The sequence below is a fragment of the Erwinia tasmaniensis Et1/99 genome, from assembly GCF_000026185.1.
Lineage (GTDB): Bacteria > Pseudomonadota > Gammaproteobacteria > Enterobacterales > Enterobacteriaceae > Erwinia > Erwinia tasmaniensis.
The window spans coordinates 2,360,734-2,375,380 of the sequence record NC_010694.1 but is presented as its reverse complement, the minus strand read 5'-3'; the positions used below and the strand labels follow the sequence as shown (position 1 = coordinate 2,375,380).

The window sequence follows — 14,647 nt, the reverse complement described above, 5'->3', positions numbered from 1 at the left end:
TTTATGTCACTAATTAGTATTCACGGCGCTTATCTCTCATTCAGCGATGCGCCGCTGTTGGATAACACCGAACTGCATATCGAAGAAAACGAACGGGTATGTCTGGTCGGTCGTAACGGGGCGGGTAAATCCACCCTGATGAAAATTATCAACCGTGAACAGCCGCTGGATGACGGACGCATCATCTATGAACAGGATCTGATCGTTGCGCGTCTGCAACAGGACCCGCCGCGCAACGTGCAGGGTTCAGTGTATGACTTTGTTGCCGAAGGCGTTGAGGAACAGGCGGAGCATCTCAAGGCCTATCACGCTATCTCCCATCTGGTCATGGAAGATCCGAGTGACAAAAATCTCAATGAGATGGCGCGGCTGCAGGCGATTCTCGATCACCAGAATCTGTGGCAGCTGGAAAGCCGGATTAGCGACGTGTTGAAACAGATTGGTCTGGACGGCGACGCGCAGCTGTCGTCACTCTCCGGCGGCTGGCTGCGTAAGGCGGCGCTCGGACGTGCGCTGGTCAGCAACCCCAAAGTGCTGATGCTGGATGAGCCGACCAACCACTTAGATATTGAAACCATAGACTGGCTGGAAACCTTCCTGAAGACCTTCCAGGGCAGCATTATCTTTATCTCGCATGACCGATCGTTTATCCGCAATATGGCGACACGCATTGTCGATCTCGACCGTGGCAAGCTGGTCTCCTGGCCGGGTGATTACGATCTCTACCTGACCAGCAAAGAAGAAGCGCTGCGCGTTGAAGAGATGCAAAACGCCGAATTTGACCGCAAGCTGGCCCAGGAAGAGGTGTGGATACGTCAGGGCATCAAGGCGCGCCGTACGCGTAACGAGGGTCGCGTGCGCGCGCTGAAAGCATTGCGTCGCGAGCGCTCGGAGCGCCGTGAAGTGATGGGCAAAGCCAACATGCAGGTTGAGGAAGCAAGCCGCTCCGGCAAGATTGTCTTCGAGCTGGAAAACGTCAGCTACGGCATTGCCGGAAAACAGCTGGTGCGTGATTTCTCACGCCAGGTACAGCGTGGTGATAAAATCGCGCTGATTGGCCCTAACGGCTGCGGTAAAACCACGCTGCTAAAACTGATGCTCGATCAGTTAAAAGCCGATAATGGAAGGGTGCATATCGGCACTAAGCTGGAAGTGGCTTATTTCGACCAGCATCGCGCCGAACTGGATCCGGATCGCACCGTGATGGACAACCTGGCAGAAGGTAAACAGGAAGTGATGGTGAACGGTAAGCCGCGCCACGTTCTGGGCTATCTGCAGGAGTTCCTGTTCCATCCGAAACGCGCAATGACGCCGGTACGCGCCCTGTCCGGCGGTGAGCGCAACCGCCTGCTGCTGGCACGACTTTTTCTCAAGCCAAGCAACCTGCTGATCCTCGATGAACCGACCAACGACCTTGACGTGGAAACGCTGGAGCTGCTGGAAGAGTTGATTGACGGCTACCAGGGCACGGTTCTGCTGGTAAGCCACGACCGTCAGTTCGTTGATAATACCGTGACCGAATGCTGGATTTTCGAGGGTAACGGTGATGTTGGTGCCTTTGTCGGCGGTTACCATGACGCCCAGCTGCAACGCCGGGCGTGGAAGGAGAATCGCACGGCAGCCAAAGGCACCGGTGCCGCTGCGCCTCAGACCAGCGTCAGGCAGGAAGCGGTAAAAAAGCCAGCGGCCAAGTTAAGCTATAATATGCAGCGTGAGCTGGAGCAGCTGCCGAAAAAAATGGAAGAGTTAGAGGCGAAGCTGGAGTCGTATCAGACGCAGGTTGCTGATGCGAACTTCTTCAATCAGCCCCATGATATGACTCAACCGGTGCTGGATGCGCTGGCGCAGTCTGAGCAGGAGCTGGAAGTCGCTTTCGAACGTTGGGAATATCTGGAGTCGTTACAAAACGGCGGTTAGTCAGACAGAGGGTTAAATATGTGTTCGTCGCACCACGCGCATCAATGGATGCTTTGTCCGCAGTGTGACCTGATGACACAGTTGCCCGATATCCGGCCGGGCAGCAGAGCAAGCTGCCCTCGTTGTCACACCACGCTGCAATCAAACTGGGTTGAGCCGCGCAAGCGGCCAACTGCCTACGCGTCAGCCGCGCTGTTCATGCTGCTGCTGGCAAATTTATTTCCTTTTATCGATATGAAGGTCGCTGGCCTGAGCAGTGAAATCACCCTGATACAAATACCCAGCGTGATGGTTAGCGATAACTACAGCAGTCTGGCCACGATGTTTTTGCTCTTCGTTCAGGGCGTTCCCGCCCTCTGTATGCTGACCATTTTGCTGTTGGTTAACTCTGCAAAGATGCCGCAGCCGCTGAAGCGCAGCATGACGCGCGTGCTGTTTCATCTGAAAAGCTGGGGTATGGCGGAGATTTTTCTCGCCGGTGTCCTGGTGAGTTTTGTTAAGCTGATGGCCTACGGCGATATTGGTATTGGCACCAGCTTTATCCCGTGGTGTCTTTTTTGCATACTGCAACTCAAAGCGTTTCAATGTATTGACAGGCGTAGCCTGTGGTTGCGGATTGCCCCTTTGCCAGCCCTTAGCTTTAAGCCAAAGTCGGCCGTGAGCGGCCTGCGCCAGGGGTTACGTTCCTGCCGCTGTTGCACCGCCGTGCTGCCAAGCGATACGGTCGTCTGCCCGCGTTGTGCAACACGCGGTCATCCCCGGCGCAAACATAGTTTACAGTGGACGATGGCGCTGCTTATCACCTCCATACTGCTCTACATCCCAGCTAATCTGATGCCCATTATGATCACCGAGGCGTTGGGTAATAAAATCACCTCAACCATTATGGCGGGTGTGATCCTGCTGTGGAGCGAAGGGTCTTATCCGGTGGCGCTGGTCATTTTTATCGCCAGTATCATGGTCCCCTCGTTGAAGATGATCGCCATTGGCTGGTTGTGCTGGGATGCTAACGGGGAAAAAAGCAACAGGAAAGACAGTGAGCGCATGCACAAGATCTATGAAGTGGTGGAGTTTGTCGGGCGCTGGTCGATGATTGACGTATTTGTCATTGCCGTGTTGTCAGCACTGGTTCGCATCGGAAGGCTGATGAATATCTATCCTGCCATTGGGGCGTTGCTGTTTGCGCTGGTGGTTATCTTGACTATGTTTGCCGCTATGACGTTTGATCCCCGTCTCACCTGGGACAGGGCAAGAGAAAAGAGTACTGAGGAGCCTGCAAGTGACGGAGAATAACGACGGAACGGCCAGAGTTGAACAGATTAAGCGCTGGTCACCTGTGTGGATCATCCCCATTGTGACCGTGCTGATCGGGGCATGGATTATCTTTTACCATTTTAGCCATCAGGGCCCGATGGTGACCTTGATCACCACCAATGCCGAAGGGATTGAAGGCGGCAAAACCAAGATAAAAAGCCGCAGCGTTGATGTTGGCACGGTGGAAAGTGCCGTGCTGACAGATGATTTGCATCATGTTGAAATCAAGGCGCGACTCAATTCGGGTATGGAAAAACTGCTGAGTGCAGACAGTGCGTTCTGGGTGGTGAAGCCGGCAATAGGCACTGAAGGGGTAACCGGGCTGGGTACGCTGCTTTCGGGAGCCTATATTGAGCTGCAGCCCGGATCTAAACAGGAAAAGGCAGAGCAGTATGCCCTGCTGGATACGCCACCGCTGGCTCCACCGGACGCTAAAGGTATCCGCATCACGTTGGATAGTGAAAAATCCGGGCAGCTAAGAGCGGGCGATCCGGTGCTGTTCCGTGGCTATCGGGTGGGCTCGGTGGAGACCAGTGCGTTTGATGCAGATAAACGCATGATGACCTATCAGCTGTTCGTATCCGCCCCCTACGACCGTCTGGTGACCAATAATGTCCGTTTCTGGAAAGACAGCGGCATTGCGGTGGATATGTCGGCTTCCGGTATGCGCGTCGAAATGGGGTCGCTCACTACGCTGTTCAGCGGCGGCGTGAGTTTTGACATTCCATCCGGATGGGATCTGGGCACGCCGGCGGAAAATAAAGCGGAGTATCGGCTGTTCAACGATCAGCGCAGTATTCAGGATTCGTTGTACAGCGTGCATAAAGACTTCCTGCTGTTCTTCAACGACTCGATCCGTGGTCTGCAAAAAGGCGCGCCGGTTGAGTTCCGCGGCATCCGCCTCGGTACTGTCGCAGATGTGCCATTTACTATGCCGGGCATCGTTCAACGTCTGAATAACGATTATCGAATTCCGGTACTGATCCGCATTGAGCCCGATCGTTTCCAGTCGCAGCTGGGCAAAGATTTCAACTTCGAGGAACATTTGAAAGATGGCGTCGCTGCCGGTCTGCGCGCCTCGCTGAAGTCTGCCAACCTGCTGACCGGGGCCTTATATGTCGATCTGGATTTCTATAATAATGCCAAACCGGTTTCCGGCCCGGCGACCTTTGCAAACTATAGCGTGATCCCGACCGTAAGCGGAGGGCTGGCGCAAATTCAGCAGAAGTTGATGGAGTCCCTGGACAAAATTAATCGTCTGCCGCTTAATCCGATGCTGAATGAAGCAACCGGCACCCTGAAGGAGAGTCAGCGTACGCTACGTGAGCTGCAAAAAACGCTGGATAACCTTAATCAGCTGACTTCAAGCCAATCGATGAAAGAGCTGCCTGCTGATATGCAGAGCACTTTACGCGAACTTAACCGCAGCATGAAAGGCTTCCAGCCGGGATCGCCGGCGTACAACAAAATGGTGGGCGATATGCAGCGCCTCGATCAGGTTCTGCGCGAGCTACAGCCGGTACTGAAAACGCTGAACACCAAAAGTAATGCGCTGGTGTTCGAAGCCAAACCGGGTCAAGACCCACAGCCAAAGAGGGCGAAATAATGATGAAATGGATCCCTGTAGCGCTTGCCCTGACGCTGAGCGCCTGTGGCAGCGGGCCGAAAACGGCTTACTATCAGCTACCTACGGTAACGCCAAGCACAGCCGTCAGCAGTTCGACACTGGCCCGGCCGCTTTGGGTCGAGCGCGTCACCGTGCCCGATTATCTGGCTGGTAGCGGTGTGGTTTACCAAAGTAACGATGTGCAATATGTTATCGCCACGAATAACCAGTGGGCCAGCCCGCTGGACCAGCAGCTACAACAAACGCTGGTCAGCAATCTGAGCGCGACGCTACCGCAGGTGCTCATTTCATCCACGCCGCTTGGCCAGCAGCATGACACGTTGAAGGTTGACGTAAGCGGTTTCCACGGTCGCTATGACGGCCATGCGGTCGTCAGCGGTGAGTGGGTGCTGGAACATAACGGTGAACTGTTCAAGCAGCCGTTTGTGATAGCGCTGCCGCAGAAAGACGATGGATATGATGCTCTGGTAAGAACACTGGCTGCTGGCTGGCAGCAGGTTGCAGATCAGGTTGCTAATGCGATGATTGCAAACGGTAAATAACCTCGTAAACACGACAGGTTCAACCTTTTATGATGGCAACCATGGACGGTTGCATAGTAAAAAGTTTTCTATAAATCATGTGGTTAGGTGATTTTTTTTGCTTTGTCGCATGAGGAAAAGAAAACTTTAGACTGGTTCACAAATATGACACTCACGTGACATTTTTGCATTGATTTTTGTTGTCAGTCGCGGTAAGAATTGACCGTGGTTGCTCGTAAAGTAACCACTGTTATCTTTCCACCAGATTCCACCAGACTAAAATGAGGGAAACGCGGCATGAAGAGACAGAAACGAGACCGTCTTGATCGGGCACATTCGCGAGGTTATCACGCAGGCATTACCGGGCGCTCGAAGGAGATGTGCCCTTATCAAATGCTGGAGGCTCGGTCTTACTGGCTGGGAGGTTGGCGACAAGCCATGGAGGACAGGACGGTTACCGCGTAACGCCTGTTTAACGAAAGGATAGACCTCCGCCGTGGCGGAGGTTTTCATTTTTCGGCAATGCGATAAAGCCTTTATCAGAAGGCGGCGGTGTCTTTAAACAGGCCCACTTTCAGATCGCTGGCGGTATAAATCACTTCACCATCGACCAGGACCTCACCGTCTGCCACGCCCATTACCAGCTTGCGGTTGATAACGCGCTTGAAGTGGATTCGGTAAGACACTTTTTTAGCCGTTGGCAGCACCTGCCCGGAGAATTTAACCTCACCAACGCCCAGCGCACGACCTTTACCCTCACCACCTAACCAGCCCAGGTAGAAGCCAACCAGTTGCCACATGGCATCAAGCCCCAGGCAGCCTGGCATCACCGGATCGCCGATGAAATGGCAGGAGAAGAACCACAGATCGGGGTTGATATCCAGCTCTGCTTCGACAAAGCCTTTATCATATTTCCCGCCGTCTTCGGTCATTTTAACAACGCGGTCCATCATCAACATATTACCGGATGGCAACGGTGGGCCTCCAGCGCCAAACAGTTCACTGCGACCTGAGGCAATCAGATCTTCTTTTGTATAGGATTCGCGTTTATCAACCATATTCTCAATAAGCCTTCTTTAAGTGAGTGTCGGATTTTAGCTTACAGGTGTAAGCTGAACAAGTCCGATCAGCTTCGGTTAAACCAGTTTAGCCAGCGCAGAGGCCAGGGATGGTGCCGGGCATCCGGCAGGGTAATTTGTGCTATACGCTCTTGTATCGTCTGGAGCAGGCAGGCGCCTTGCTCCTTATGCCACTCTTTGCCCGTCAGCAGCGGCAGCGCTTCATCAACGCTGGATACGGCCCAAAGATGAAATTTACCCTCACGTACAGCATCGACAACCTCTTGCTGTAAGGAAAGATGGCGGACGTTAGCAGCAGGAATAATAACGCCCTGATTACCACTAAGCGTGCGCTGGTTACAAATGTGGAAAAAACCTTCGATTTTTTCATTCACGCCACCTACCGGCTGTACGCGGCCGAACTGGTCGACGGAGCCCGTCACCGCAATCTGCTGGTTGATCGGTTGCAGCGCAAGGGCGCTGATAAGTGCGCAAAGCTCGGCAAGTGAAGCGCTGTCGCCGTCGACTTCTGAATAAGACTGTTCAAAGACCAGTGAGGCTGAAAACGGAAGCTGTTGCTCCAGCTCTAACTCGGTCATTAGCCAGGACTGCATGATCATCATGCCTTTTGCATGAATATTTCCGCCAAGCTCTGCCTTGCGCTCTACATCGGTGAATTCGCCATCACCGGCGTGTACCACGCAGCTGATGCGCGAGGGTTCACCAAAGGCGCGCGGATGACCGGGAAACTCCATCACCGAAAGGGCGTTGATCTGACCAATCATTTCGCCTTCAGTTTCAATCAGGATCTGCTCCTGCAAAATTTCGTCGCGCATCCTGTCCGACAGGAAGCCCTCTCGCCATTCACGCGTGCTTAGGGCATCCTGCAGATTTTGCGCGCTCAGCTCAGCGCCGTCATTGTACAACGCGGCCTCCTGAAGCTGGCGTCCAATCCACTCTGGCTCCAGCGGAAGCGCATCCTGGTCGCCGGTATAGCGTGCGGCCTCACGGACCAACACAGGCCATAAATCTGTAGCCGGGGCAGGGCAGTCAAGACTCTCTGCAACGCTTTGCACCCACATTATCCAGTGATTGATATCTTCATCATCTGCCAGCTGAATATGGTCTTCGAATTCGCTGTACAGCGATACGCTGGCCAGTTCAGGTTCCATATCCTGGAAATCAGCCAGAGCATCGCGTTCACCGATTAGAACCAGTCGAAACTGCATTGGCATTGATGGAATGTCCAGCGGCAATGGGCGATTTTCATCCTGGGAATGCCAATCAAATCGCTGATTAACCAGGATCTGTTTCAGACGCAGCCACATCAACGGCTGGGCAAGCAGAGTACGCAGAGAAAGGATCAGCACCCCGCCATTAGCTTGATGAACCAGACCGGGTGAAAGAGAGAGGTTTGAATGATGGGTACGCACGCAGCCAAAAAGCTGCTCGGGTTCGATCCAGCCGGCCTGATGCACACCGCCCACGCTGGCGAAGTTGTCATCTGCGGATTGGGCCGCATGCCAGCTTACCTGGCGGTCAGTAACCTGATAGTGACCGCCGTACAGCATTGCCGCATCGTCTTCATTGTCTGCCATGGTAGAAATTATATTCTGTAGCAAAGCAAGGTAGGCGGCGCTCTCAGGACTTTTGACCAGCATCAGCGGTACTCTAGCCCGGGTTTGCAGTAACAGACTTAGGCCATTGCATAGCCGTGCCTGCACGGCGGCAAGGCAATCCGCATCGGCAGCCGGGGCAGGCAAGGAAAGATGCTGAAAACGTTCGGTATCGGGCTGTAGGGCGCGCCATTCTAATCGGTAGTTGGTCAAAGTTATCGTTTTTTCTGAAATGAATAAAAGCGGCATTATACGCGATTTCAGCCCGTTAAGCACCGTACACATGCTTTTACCGCAGTTCTGATTGCACAATCATCTACCGCTATCCGTTTTCTTTACGGTCACATGAAAAAAAACTGTTATTCTTAAACGGTTATATGGTCAGCATGAGATCCCAATGAAATATCAGCAACTGGAAAATCTTGAAAGCGGCTGGAAATGGAAATACCTGGTCAAAAAACACCGAGAGGGTGAATTGATCACGCGCTATATCGAGTCTAGTGCGGCGCAGGTCGCCGTCGATGAACTGCTACTCATGGAGAATCGGCCGGTTGATGTGTTGCAGTGGATAGATCTGCATATCAATCCGAAGCTGGAAAATCGGATGAAGCAGACTATTCGTGCGCGGCGTAAGCGTCATTTCAATGCAGAACATCAACATACCCGAAAAAAATCGATAGATTTGGAATATCTGGTGTGGCAGCGTCTGGCGGCGCTGGCTCAACGGCGGGACAGTACGCTTTCTGAAACAATCGTACAGCTTATTGAAGATGCAGAACGTAAAGAGCAATATGCTAATCAGATGTCGTCGCTAAAGCACGATCTGCAGGCGATCCTCGGCAAATCTTAAAAATCAAAACGAGTGGGAAGCGAGCGGTAATACACCTGCTCCGATAATAAAAAACCCCGCATAAGCGGGGTTTTTTTCAAAGCGTAGCGACTTAAGCCTGTGGCTGAGTCACAACGTCCTTGATACCTTTAACTTCGATTTCTACGCGACGGTCTGGACCCAGGCAGTCGATCAGAGCTTTACGAGCTTTCACGCTGTCACAGGTATTGCCAGTTACAGGGTTAGATTTACCCTCGCCACGTGCAGAGATCTTGCTAGAAGGGATGCCTTTAGAAACAAGGTAATCCACTACTGACTGAGCACGTTTCTCTGACAGTTTCTGGTTGTACTGCTCTGAACCGATACGGTCAGTGTAGCCCAGAACAACAACAGAACCATCTTTAGGATCCAGATTGCTCAGCTGGGTGTACAGCTGATCCAGAGCCTGCTGACCTTCTGGCTTCAGAGAAGCTTTGTTGAAGGTGAACAGCACGTCAGACTTCAGAGTGAAACGCTTGGTTTCAACAACTGGAGCTGGTGCTGGTGCTGGAGCAACAACTGGTGCCGCTTCATCCTGACCGAAACGGTAGGAAACGCCAACGCTCAGCATAGAGTTGTCAGGACGCGTACCAACGGTACCTGCATCACCAATGTTGTTAACCCACTGGTAGTCCAGACGGGTTGCCCAGTTTTTGGTCAGTGCGTATTCAACACCAACGGCTGCCAGTGGAGATACACCGGTGTCGTGGTTGCTGATGCGGCCGTAGGTTGGGTTAGTCTGAGTTGAGTCAGCGCGCCATACCATACCACCCAGACGGGTGTAAACGTCCAGATCGTCAGCGATCGGGTAGCTTAATTTAGCTGCCAGCTGAACGCCCTGTGCCTTGAAAGCACCGTTGGTTACGCTGCCTTTGTTAGGCATACGTCCCAGCCAGTCATAACCCAGCTCGAAACCGAGGTATTGGTTAGCCTGATAACCAAGGAATGCACCAGCACCCAGTTGGCTTTCGTGGGTTGGGCCATTGTTGTTTTGGTAACCGTTACCGTAGTAACCAGTATCGTGGTACTGAGACCAACCCAGCTTACCACCGGTGTACCAGGTGTCATCTTTAGGGGCGGCCTGCGCTACGGTAGCGAAGCCAGCCAGTGCCACTGCAATTGCGATAGCTGTCTTTTTCATTTTTGCGCCTCGTTATCATCCAAATAGGCAATGAGCTTAAAATTAGCTCTTTGGTTTAATCCTTCGCCGGGTTGTAAAGCTCGATTATGACTCTTCCAAAAAATGGAGGTTATTGAGCACCCTGGCGAGCTAAAGTCTACAACGTACCAGCAAACTTACAAGTGCGATATGATGGTGCCCTGTAAAAAAAAACGGCTAAAGACATAAAATTTAACACCTGAGGGTGAATTTTTTGCCAGAAATGGGGTCGCGTATAGCGACTAAACCATTGCCACGCCGGGCTCAGCCTAAATTTGTCGCATAAAGAGGGTTTGTTGGAAAAAAAATTTCGGAAAATTCTCCTTTTTACTTAATGATACAAACTTGATTGAATTTTTACCCCATCCAGAGGTCTCGATGGGGATAAAACACCGCGCTCAGACCGCATAATCAGCCCCAACGCCTGGCCGGACTTCGCCGCCTGCTGTAAACGCTGACGTTCCGATACAGATATTTCGTCTGCCAGCCAACCCAAAACAACACTGTAGTTTCCCGTCTGTAATGCTTTGATCATCGCTTCTACGGTGGTGATGGTGCCGCAACGCGGAGATTGCATGACTTTGTCTAAAGGAAGGCCGGAACGCAGTAGCCAGTCGCGGCTTAGTTTTTGTTGTGGCGTTAGCCATAGCTGCCAGCGAGACTGCGTACCCAGTTGCTGCAATAGCGGTAGCAGCAGTAGTTGAGTCATACCGGGATGATCCTCATTATAAATCAATTCGCTTATCAGGCCGTTGGCACATACAGGTGAGGTCATCACCGGTGTGGAAACGTGCTGAGTGCGTTTAAGAGATTGAATTTTTATTGAATGAGTACGCATAATGTCTTCGCCCACCAGTTGACTGTATGGATATACAGTATAGTGCTGTTGAGCAAAGATCAACCTCAATCTTGCTGAGGGCCGGGCAGAAGACTCACAAAGCCAGTCTCGCCCCCTACATTATGATCGTGCGGTATCGGGATGAGATTCTCTGCACCCGAATTTATATGTCGTGGGTAAATAACAACTTTACTGCTTCATCAGCCCCGTTGATCAATAGCTTTGCCGATACGGCGTGAGTCTCCGAAATATTTCACAGCCGCCAGATTTTTTTCGTAGCGTCTCGCAAAATCATAATGCAAACCCGGAAGACGTGAATTATTCATTGAACCCTTAATCAAGATTGCCTATTTTCTAACACGCAATACCACAGAGAAAGAGATGAATTTTCTAATCGATACAGGGAGAGATCATGGACAGTTCAAGACGTAAGATAGCGGAAGTTAAACAGCGGTTGGCACGGCTTGGCGAGGTGAAATCACGAACTCAGTTTGGTGGTTATTCCCTGTCAGTCGAGAAAACCGTTTTTGCGGTTGTAGCGGAAGGTGAAATGTATCTGCGGGCCTGTGAGCGGTTACAGCCCTACATTACAGAACGCAAAATGGAAGCATTAAGCCTGAACAAGCGCGGTGTGTCGGTGGAGCTTGATTACTACCGCGTTGATCGGGCGCTGTGGTCCGATGACAATCTGCTGCTGACGTTTTCACATATCTGCCTGATGGAGGCACAAAGACAGCTGCAAGAACGTCAGAATAACCAAAGACTTAAGGATTTACCCAATTTGGGCATTCGTATGGAGATGCTGTTACGTCAGGTGGGTATTTCCAGTATCGAGATGCTCAAGAGGCAGGGGGCGAAGAACTGCTGGCTTCGTTTGCACGCGTGTAATAAGAATGTCGGGCTAACCGTTTTATTCGCACTGCAGGGAGCCATTGCCGGGCGGCACTATGAAGTGTTGCCACGGGTAGAGAAGGAAGAGTTGCGCAGCTGGTTTTACCTGTATGCACAGCAGGAGGAAAATATCGCGCATTCAGTGAGTTAGGCATGTAAAGCAAGGTCATTCTTTAGTCGTGCGATTTCGGGTAAAAGAGCCACCAGCAGGCCCATCTGCTGCAGAACCAGTGGCTCTTTGGTTTCGGTATCTGCGTTAGATTCGCTCTGTTGAAGATATGCTGTCAGGTTGTCCATTATCTTTTGCGCTTTGTTATCATCAACATTTGCCAGGTGCAGAATACTGTTGACGCAGTTTACGGCATCATCCATGAGTCCCAGCAAAGCGTCATTTTCCAGCTTTTCACGGTGCGCTCCCAGAGCAGAGATGTAGCTGAGAAATGAATGATTGAGGCACAAAAGTCTGAAAGCTTCCTCGCGCAAGTCCCGATCTGTTTTATTCTCTACCGACAGATTGGAAACGACCGAGGCTAGCTCAGCATCCCCGTTATGGGCATCGCGCCGCGCAATGCGATAATCCAGACGGTTATCCTTACCCTGGTAATACTGCACCAGGATCGCCTCCAGATAGCGGAAATTTGCCTTCAACGCACGATCGGCCACGGCAGGAAGCCGCCGAAAGCGCCAGTCAGGCCAGATAAACGTCACCGCCAGCCAGGCTATGCCGCAGCCGATAAGGGTGTCAACAACCCGTGGTAACGCCACTTCGAAACCTTCACCGAGCAGGTTGAAACAGAACAATACAAGCAGCGTGATGAACATCGTGGCATGTGCGTACTGAACATGGCGGAAGGCGAAGAAAAGTACGCCGGAGATGACTATCAAAATCAGCTGCCCTTCAACCGAAGGCACCAGCCACAGTAGCGGTAACCCCAGGGCAATCCCCGTCAGGGTGCCAATGATGCGCAGCGCAAGACGTCGACGGGTGGCGCTGTAGTTTGGCTGGCAGACGAACAGGCTGGTCAACAATATCCAATACCCGTGCTGCAGGCCGGTGATTTGTATCAACGCATAACCGGTGCACAGTAAAAGAGACAGCCGGGTCGCATGGCGAAATAGCGATGACTCTGGGCTAAGGTGACGGCTTAGGCGCAGACGGATATCACTCCAGCCGGTCAGACCTTCGTTAGAAAGCGTATGGTTTTGCTGAGAGTGTGCGTCGGCGAGGATCTGCTCGGATTCAATCGTTGCCAGTTGAGCATCAATTGCTTTCAAATTGTTCAACAGGTAAGCCATCGCTTTAACTTCAGGGCTGTCGGGCTGCTTGTTCATCAGGCGATGAAGTGTGGCCTGCAAATTGGTCAAGACCCTCTCGAAATGAGCGCTATGGTGATAAGGCTCGCGTAGCAGGATGGTACGCGACAACTGGTAGCAAGCCTGGGACTGTAGCGTTAGCAGGCGCTGAAAGCGAAACAGAATATCGCTTGTTCCCCAAGTCTCACGCAGTGTCTGATACTGGACGTGGGATGAGCTGGCTCGCTCATGAATATCCTGCGCAACGAAATAATAGTGCAGGGTACGGCGCGTACCACGTTGACCACGATCGCCACGCAGCCTCGACTGGATGGAGGCTTTCGCCTGATTCAATTGCGTCACCAGCCTGCTGTTGGCCATTGCCATATCCACAAGCGTTTGACGGTCGTCTTCTGGCTGGTCGGGGGCAAACAGGTTGGCTTTGGCTTCCAGGTAACCCGCTAGTTGGGAAAAGCAGCTTGATATACTCTCCTGGAGCGGGCGAATAGGGAATAACAGGTGTCCGATCAGCGTCAGTGCGTTATACCAAATGGCACCCAGCAGCAGCAGGGCCGGCTGCAGATACCATTGAGGAAACAGGTTAATCCCCAGCATGGTATAGATAGCGATAAGCAGCGCGCCGAAAGCGATGGTTGCATAGCGTGGGCCCAGGGCACCCAGCAAAATAAATCCCCAGCTGGACACGGCAAGGCCGGCGATAAACAGCCACGGGTAGGGGAATAACAGCTCGACTGAAACGGAAGCGACGCAGAAGCAGACCAGCGTAATAATCAGGTTACGCAGTCTGCCACTCAGGCGGTCATCGAGATCGGCCAGCGCTGCCGCCACCACTCCCAGCGTCAGGGGGATCGTCCAGGTAACCTGATGCAGCCACCAGGGCAACACGCTGGTTCCAGCCAGTGCCAGGGTAATGCGAATATTGTAGAGCCAGGCGCTGTTAAAAACGCGCTGGCGCAGATTGCCAAACATCTTCGTGGGCATGGTGATTATTCAGCGAAAACGTGCACGTGCATTGGCCTCACGGGCTGCCCTTGCGACTTCAACCGAAACGACACGGCGACCAACCGGCCATAGTGCAATGGCGGCAATTTTAAAATTGGCAATACCCACAGGTATACCGATGATGGTTAAGCATTGTGCAATACCGGCGATAATATGCGTTATGCACAGCCACCAGCCGAAAAACACCAGCCAGAGAATGTTCAGTAGGGTTCTCCCGGAGTTGCGTAATGTATTTTTACCTGTGGGATTCAGCTCATCAACGTGTACCGCTTCGTTACCGTAAGGGACCAGAGACAGTTTGGTTATTTCCCAGCAGGATCGCGTGAGCGGCAAAGTAAAGATGAAGATAATGGTGACAACCGTTGCCAGAAGCCAGCCGAGAGTGGTGACAAACCCACCTAACACAAAATTCAAAACATTTAACACCGTGCGCATAGCAGGCAACTCCTCTTTATAAGGTCTATCTGAAGACAATTCATTGATTGTACCTTGTTCTGGCGCTGTAGAGGTATACTGCAGCCA

General features: G+C 52.2%; 13 protein-coding genes. 7 read left to right on the top strand and 6 right to left on the bottom strand.

Annotation, left to right across the window (positions count from 1 at the left end):
• Nucleotides 1-3 precede the first annotated feature (3 nt).
• The 5 genes from ETA_RS11665 to rmf all read left to right on the top strand — a co-directional run bounded on the left by ETA_RS11665 (nt 4) and on the right by rmf (nt 5,844).
• Nucleotides 4-1,917: an ABC transporter ATP-binding protein gene (locus ETA_RS11665; RefSeq protein WP_012441828.1), complete on the top strand. Its 1,914-nt coding sequence runs from the start codon at nt 4-6 to the stop codon at nt 1,915-1,917.
• Nucleotides 1,918-1,935: 18 nt separating this feature from the next.
• Nucleotides 1,936-3,210, top strand: a complete 1,275-nt coding sequence (gene pqiA / locus ETA_RS11660) for a membrane integrity-associated transporter subunit PqiA (RefSeq protein ID WP_012441827.1) — start codon at nt 1,936-1,938, stop codon at nt 3,208-3,210.
• Nucleotides 3,197-4,837: an intermembrane transport protein PqiB gene (gene pqiB, locus ETA_RS11655; protein ID WP_012441826.1), complete on the top strand. Its 1,641-nt coding sequence runs from the start codon at nt 3,197-3,199 to the stop codon at nt 4,835-4,837. Before pqiA ends, pqiB begins: the two co-directional genes overlap by 14 nt.
• Entirely contained in the window at nt 4,837-5,400 is a 564-nt protein-coding gene (gene pqiC, locus ETA_RS11650; protein ID WP_012441825.1) for a membrane integrity-associated transporter subunit PqiC, read from the top strand. Before pqiB ends, pqiC begins: the two co-directional genes overlap by 1 nt.
• A gap of 276 nt (nt 5,401-5,676) precedes the next feature.
• A complete protein-coding gene (gene rmf, locus ETA_RS19305) occupies nt 5,677-5,844 on the top strand; it encodes a ribosome modulation factor (RefSeq protein WP_071819178.1) in 168 nt (55 codons plus the stop codon).
• A 74-nt stretch (nt 5,845-5,918) separates the two neighbouring features.
• Here rmf and fabA read toward each other — a convergent pair whose 3' ends face one another.
• Together fabA and ETA_RS11640 are read right to left on the bottom strand one after the other, a co-directional pair.
• The gene (fabA, locus tag ETA_RS11645) at nt 5,919-6,437 is read right to left on the bottom strand and encodes a bifunctional 3-hydroxydecanoyl-ACP dehydratase/trans-2-decenoyl-ACP isomerase (protein WP_012441823.1); all 519 of its coding nucleotides are present in this window, start codon (nt 6,435-6,437) and stop codon (nt 5,919-5,921) included.
• Between the two features lie 68 nt (nt 6,438-6,505).
• Entirely contained in the window at nt 6,506-8,338 is a 1,833-nt protein-coding gene (locus tag ETA_RS11640) for an AAA family ATPase (RefSeq protein WP_042958993.1), read from the bottom strand.
• A 112-nt stretch (nt 8,339-8,450) separates the two neighbouring features.
• Between ETA_RS11640 and matP the strand changes: the two genes are divergently transcribed.
• Nucleotides 8,451-8,903, top strand: coding sequence for a macrodomain Ter protein MatP (gene matP / locus ETA_RS11635; protein ID WP_012441821.1), 453 nt, complete (start codon nt 8,451-8,453; stop codon nt 8,901-8,903).
• A gap of 91 nt (nt 8,904-8,994) precedes the next feature.
• On the opposite strand, the gene ompA is transcribed toward matP, so the two are convergent.
• Nucleotides 8,995-10,062, bottom strand: coding sequence for a porin OmpA (gene ompA, locus ETA_RS11630; RefSeq protein ID WP_012441820.1), 1,068 nt, complete (start codon nt 10,060-10,062; stop codon nt 8,995-8,997).
• Nucleotides 10,063-10,411: 349 nt separating this feature from the next.
• Entirely contained in the window at nt 10,412-10,918 is a 507-nt protein-coding gene (gene sulA / locus ETA_RS11625) for an SOS-induced cell division inhibitor SulA (RefSeq protein ID WP_012441819.1), read from the bottom strand.
• Nucleotides 10,919-11,330: 412 nt separating this feature from the next.
• On the opposite strand from sulA, the gene ETA_RS11620 reads away from it, so the two are divergent.
• Nucleotides 11,331-11,960 carry a TfoX/Sxy family DNA transformation protein gene (locus ETA_RS11620; RefSeq protein ID WP_012441818.1) on the top strand — a complete coding sequence of 210 codons (630 nt, stop codon included), beginning with the start codon at nt 11,331-11,333 and terminating at the stop codon, nt 11,958-11,960.
• Here ETA_RS11620 and yccS read toward each other — a convergent pair.
• The gene (gene yccS / locus ETA_RS11615; protein ID WP_012441817.1) at nt 11,957-14,104 is read right to left on the bottom strand and encodes a YccS family putative transporter; all 2,148 of its coding nucleotides are present in this window, start codon (nt 14,102-14,104) and stop codon (nt 11,957-11,959) included. The genes ETA_RS11620 and yccS overlap by 4 nt on opposite strands.
• Before the next feature lie 9 nt (nt 14,105-14,113).
• A complete protein-coding gene (locus ETA_RS11610) occupies nt 14,114-14,560 on the bottom strand; it encodes a YccF domain-containing protein (protein ID WP_012441816.1) in 447 nt (148 codons plus the stop codon).
• Nucleotides 14,561-14,647 lie beyond the last annotated feature (87 nt).

What these genes read in the sequence shown, in the direction of transcription:
- yccS (WP_012441817.1), bottom strand. Translation starts at nt 14,104, where the DNA reads ATGCCCACGAAGATGTTTGGCAATCTGCGCCAGCGCGTTTTTAACAGC.
- pqiA (WP_012441827.1), top strand. Translation starts at nt 1,936, where the DNA reads ATGTGTTCGTCGCACCACGCGCATCAATGGATGCTTTGTCCGCAGTGT.
- rmf (WP_071819178.1), top strand. Translation starts at nt 5,677, where the DNA reads ATGAAGAGACAGAAACGAGACCGTCTTGATCGGGCACATTCGCGAGGT.
- ETA_RS11640 (WP_042958993.1), bottom strand. Translation starts at nt 8,338, where the DNA reads ATGTGTACGGTGCTTAACGGGCTGAAATCGCGTATAATGCCGCTTTTA.
- ETA_RS11665 (WP_012441828.1), top strand. Translation starts at nt 4, where the DNA reads ATGTCACTAATTAGTATTCACGGCGCTTATCTCTCATTCAGCGATGCG.
- ETA_RS11620 (WP_012441818.1), top strand. Translation starts at nt 11,331, where the DNA reads ATGGACAGTTCAAGACGTAAGATAGCGGAAGTTAAACAGCGGTTGGCA.
- ompA (WP_012441820.1), bottom strand. Translation starts at nt 10,062, where the DNA reads ATGAAAAAGACAGCTATCGCAATTGCAGTGGCACTGGCTGGCTTCGCT.
- matP (WP_012441821.1), top strand. Translation starts at nt 8,451, where the DNA reads ATGAAATATCAGCAACTGGAAAATCTTGAAAGCGGCTGGAAATGGAAA.
- pqiC (WP_012441825.1), top strand. Translation starts at nt 4,837, where the DNA reads ATGATGAAATGGATCCCTGTAGCGCTTGCCCTGACGCTGAGCGCCTGT.
- ETA_RS11610 (WP_012441816.1), bottom strand. Translation starts at nt 14,560, where the DNA reads ATGCGCACGGTGTTAAATGTTTTGAATTTTGTGTTAGGTGGGTTTGTC.
- fabA (WP_012441823.1), bottom strand. Translation starts at nt 6,437, where the DNA reads ATGGTTGATAAACGCGAATCCTATACAAAAGAAGATCTGATTGCCTCA.
- sulA (WP_012441819.1), bottom strand. Translation starts at nt 10,918, where the DNA reads ATGCGTACTCATTCAATAAAAATTCAATCTCTTAAACGCACTCAGCAC.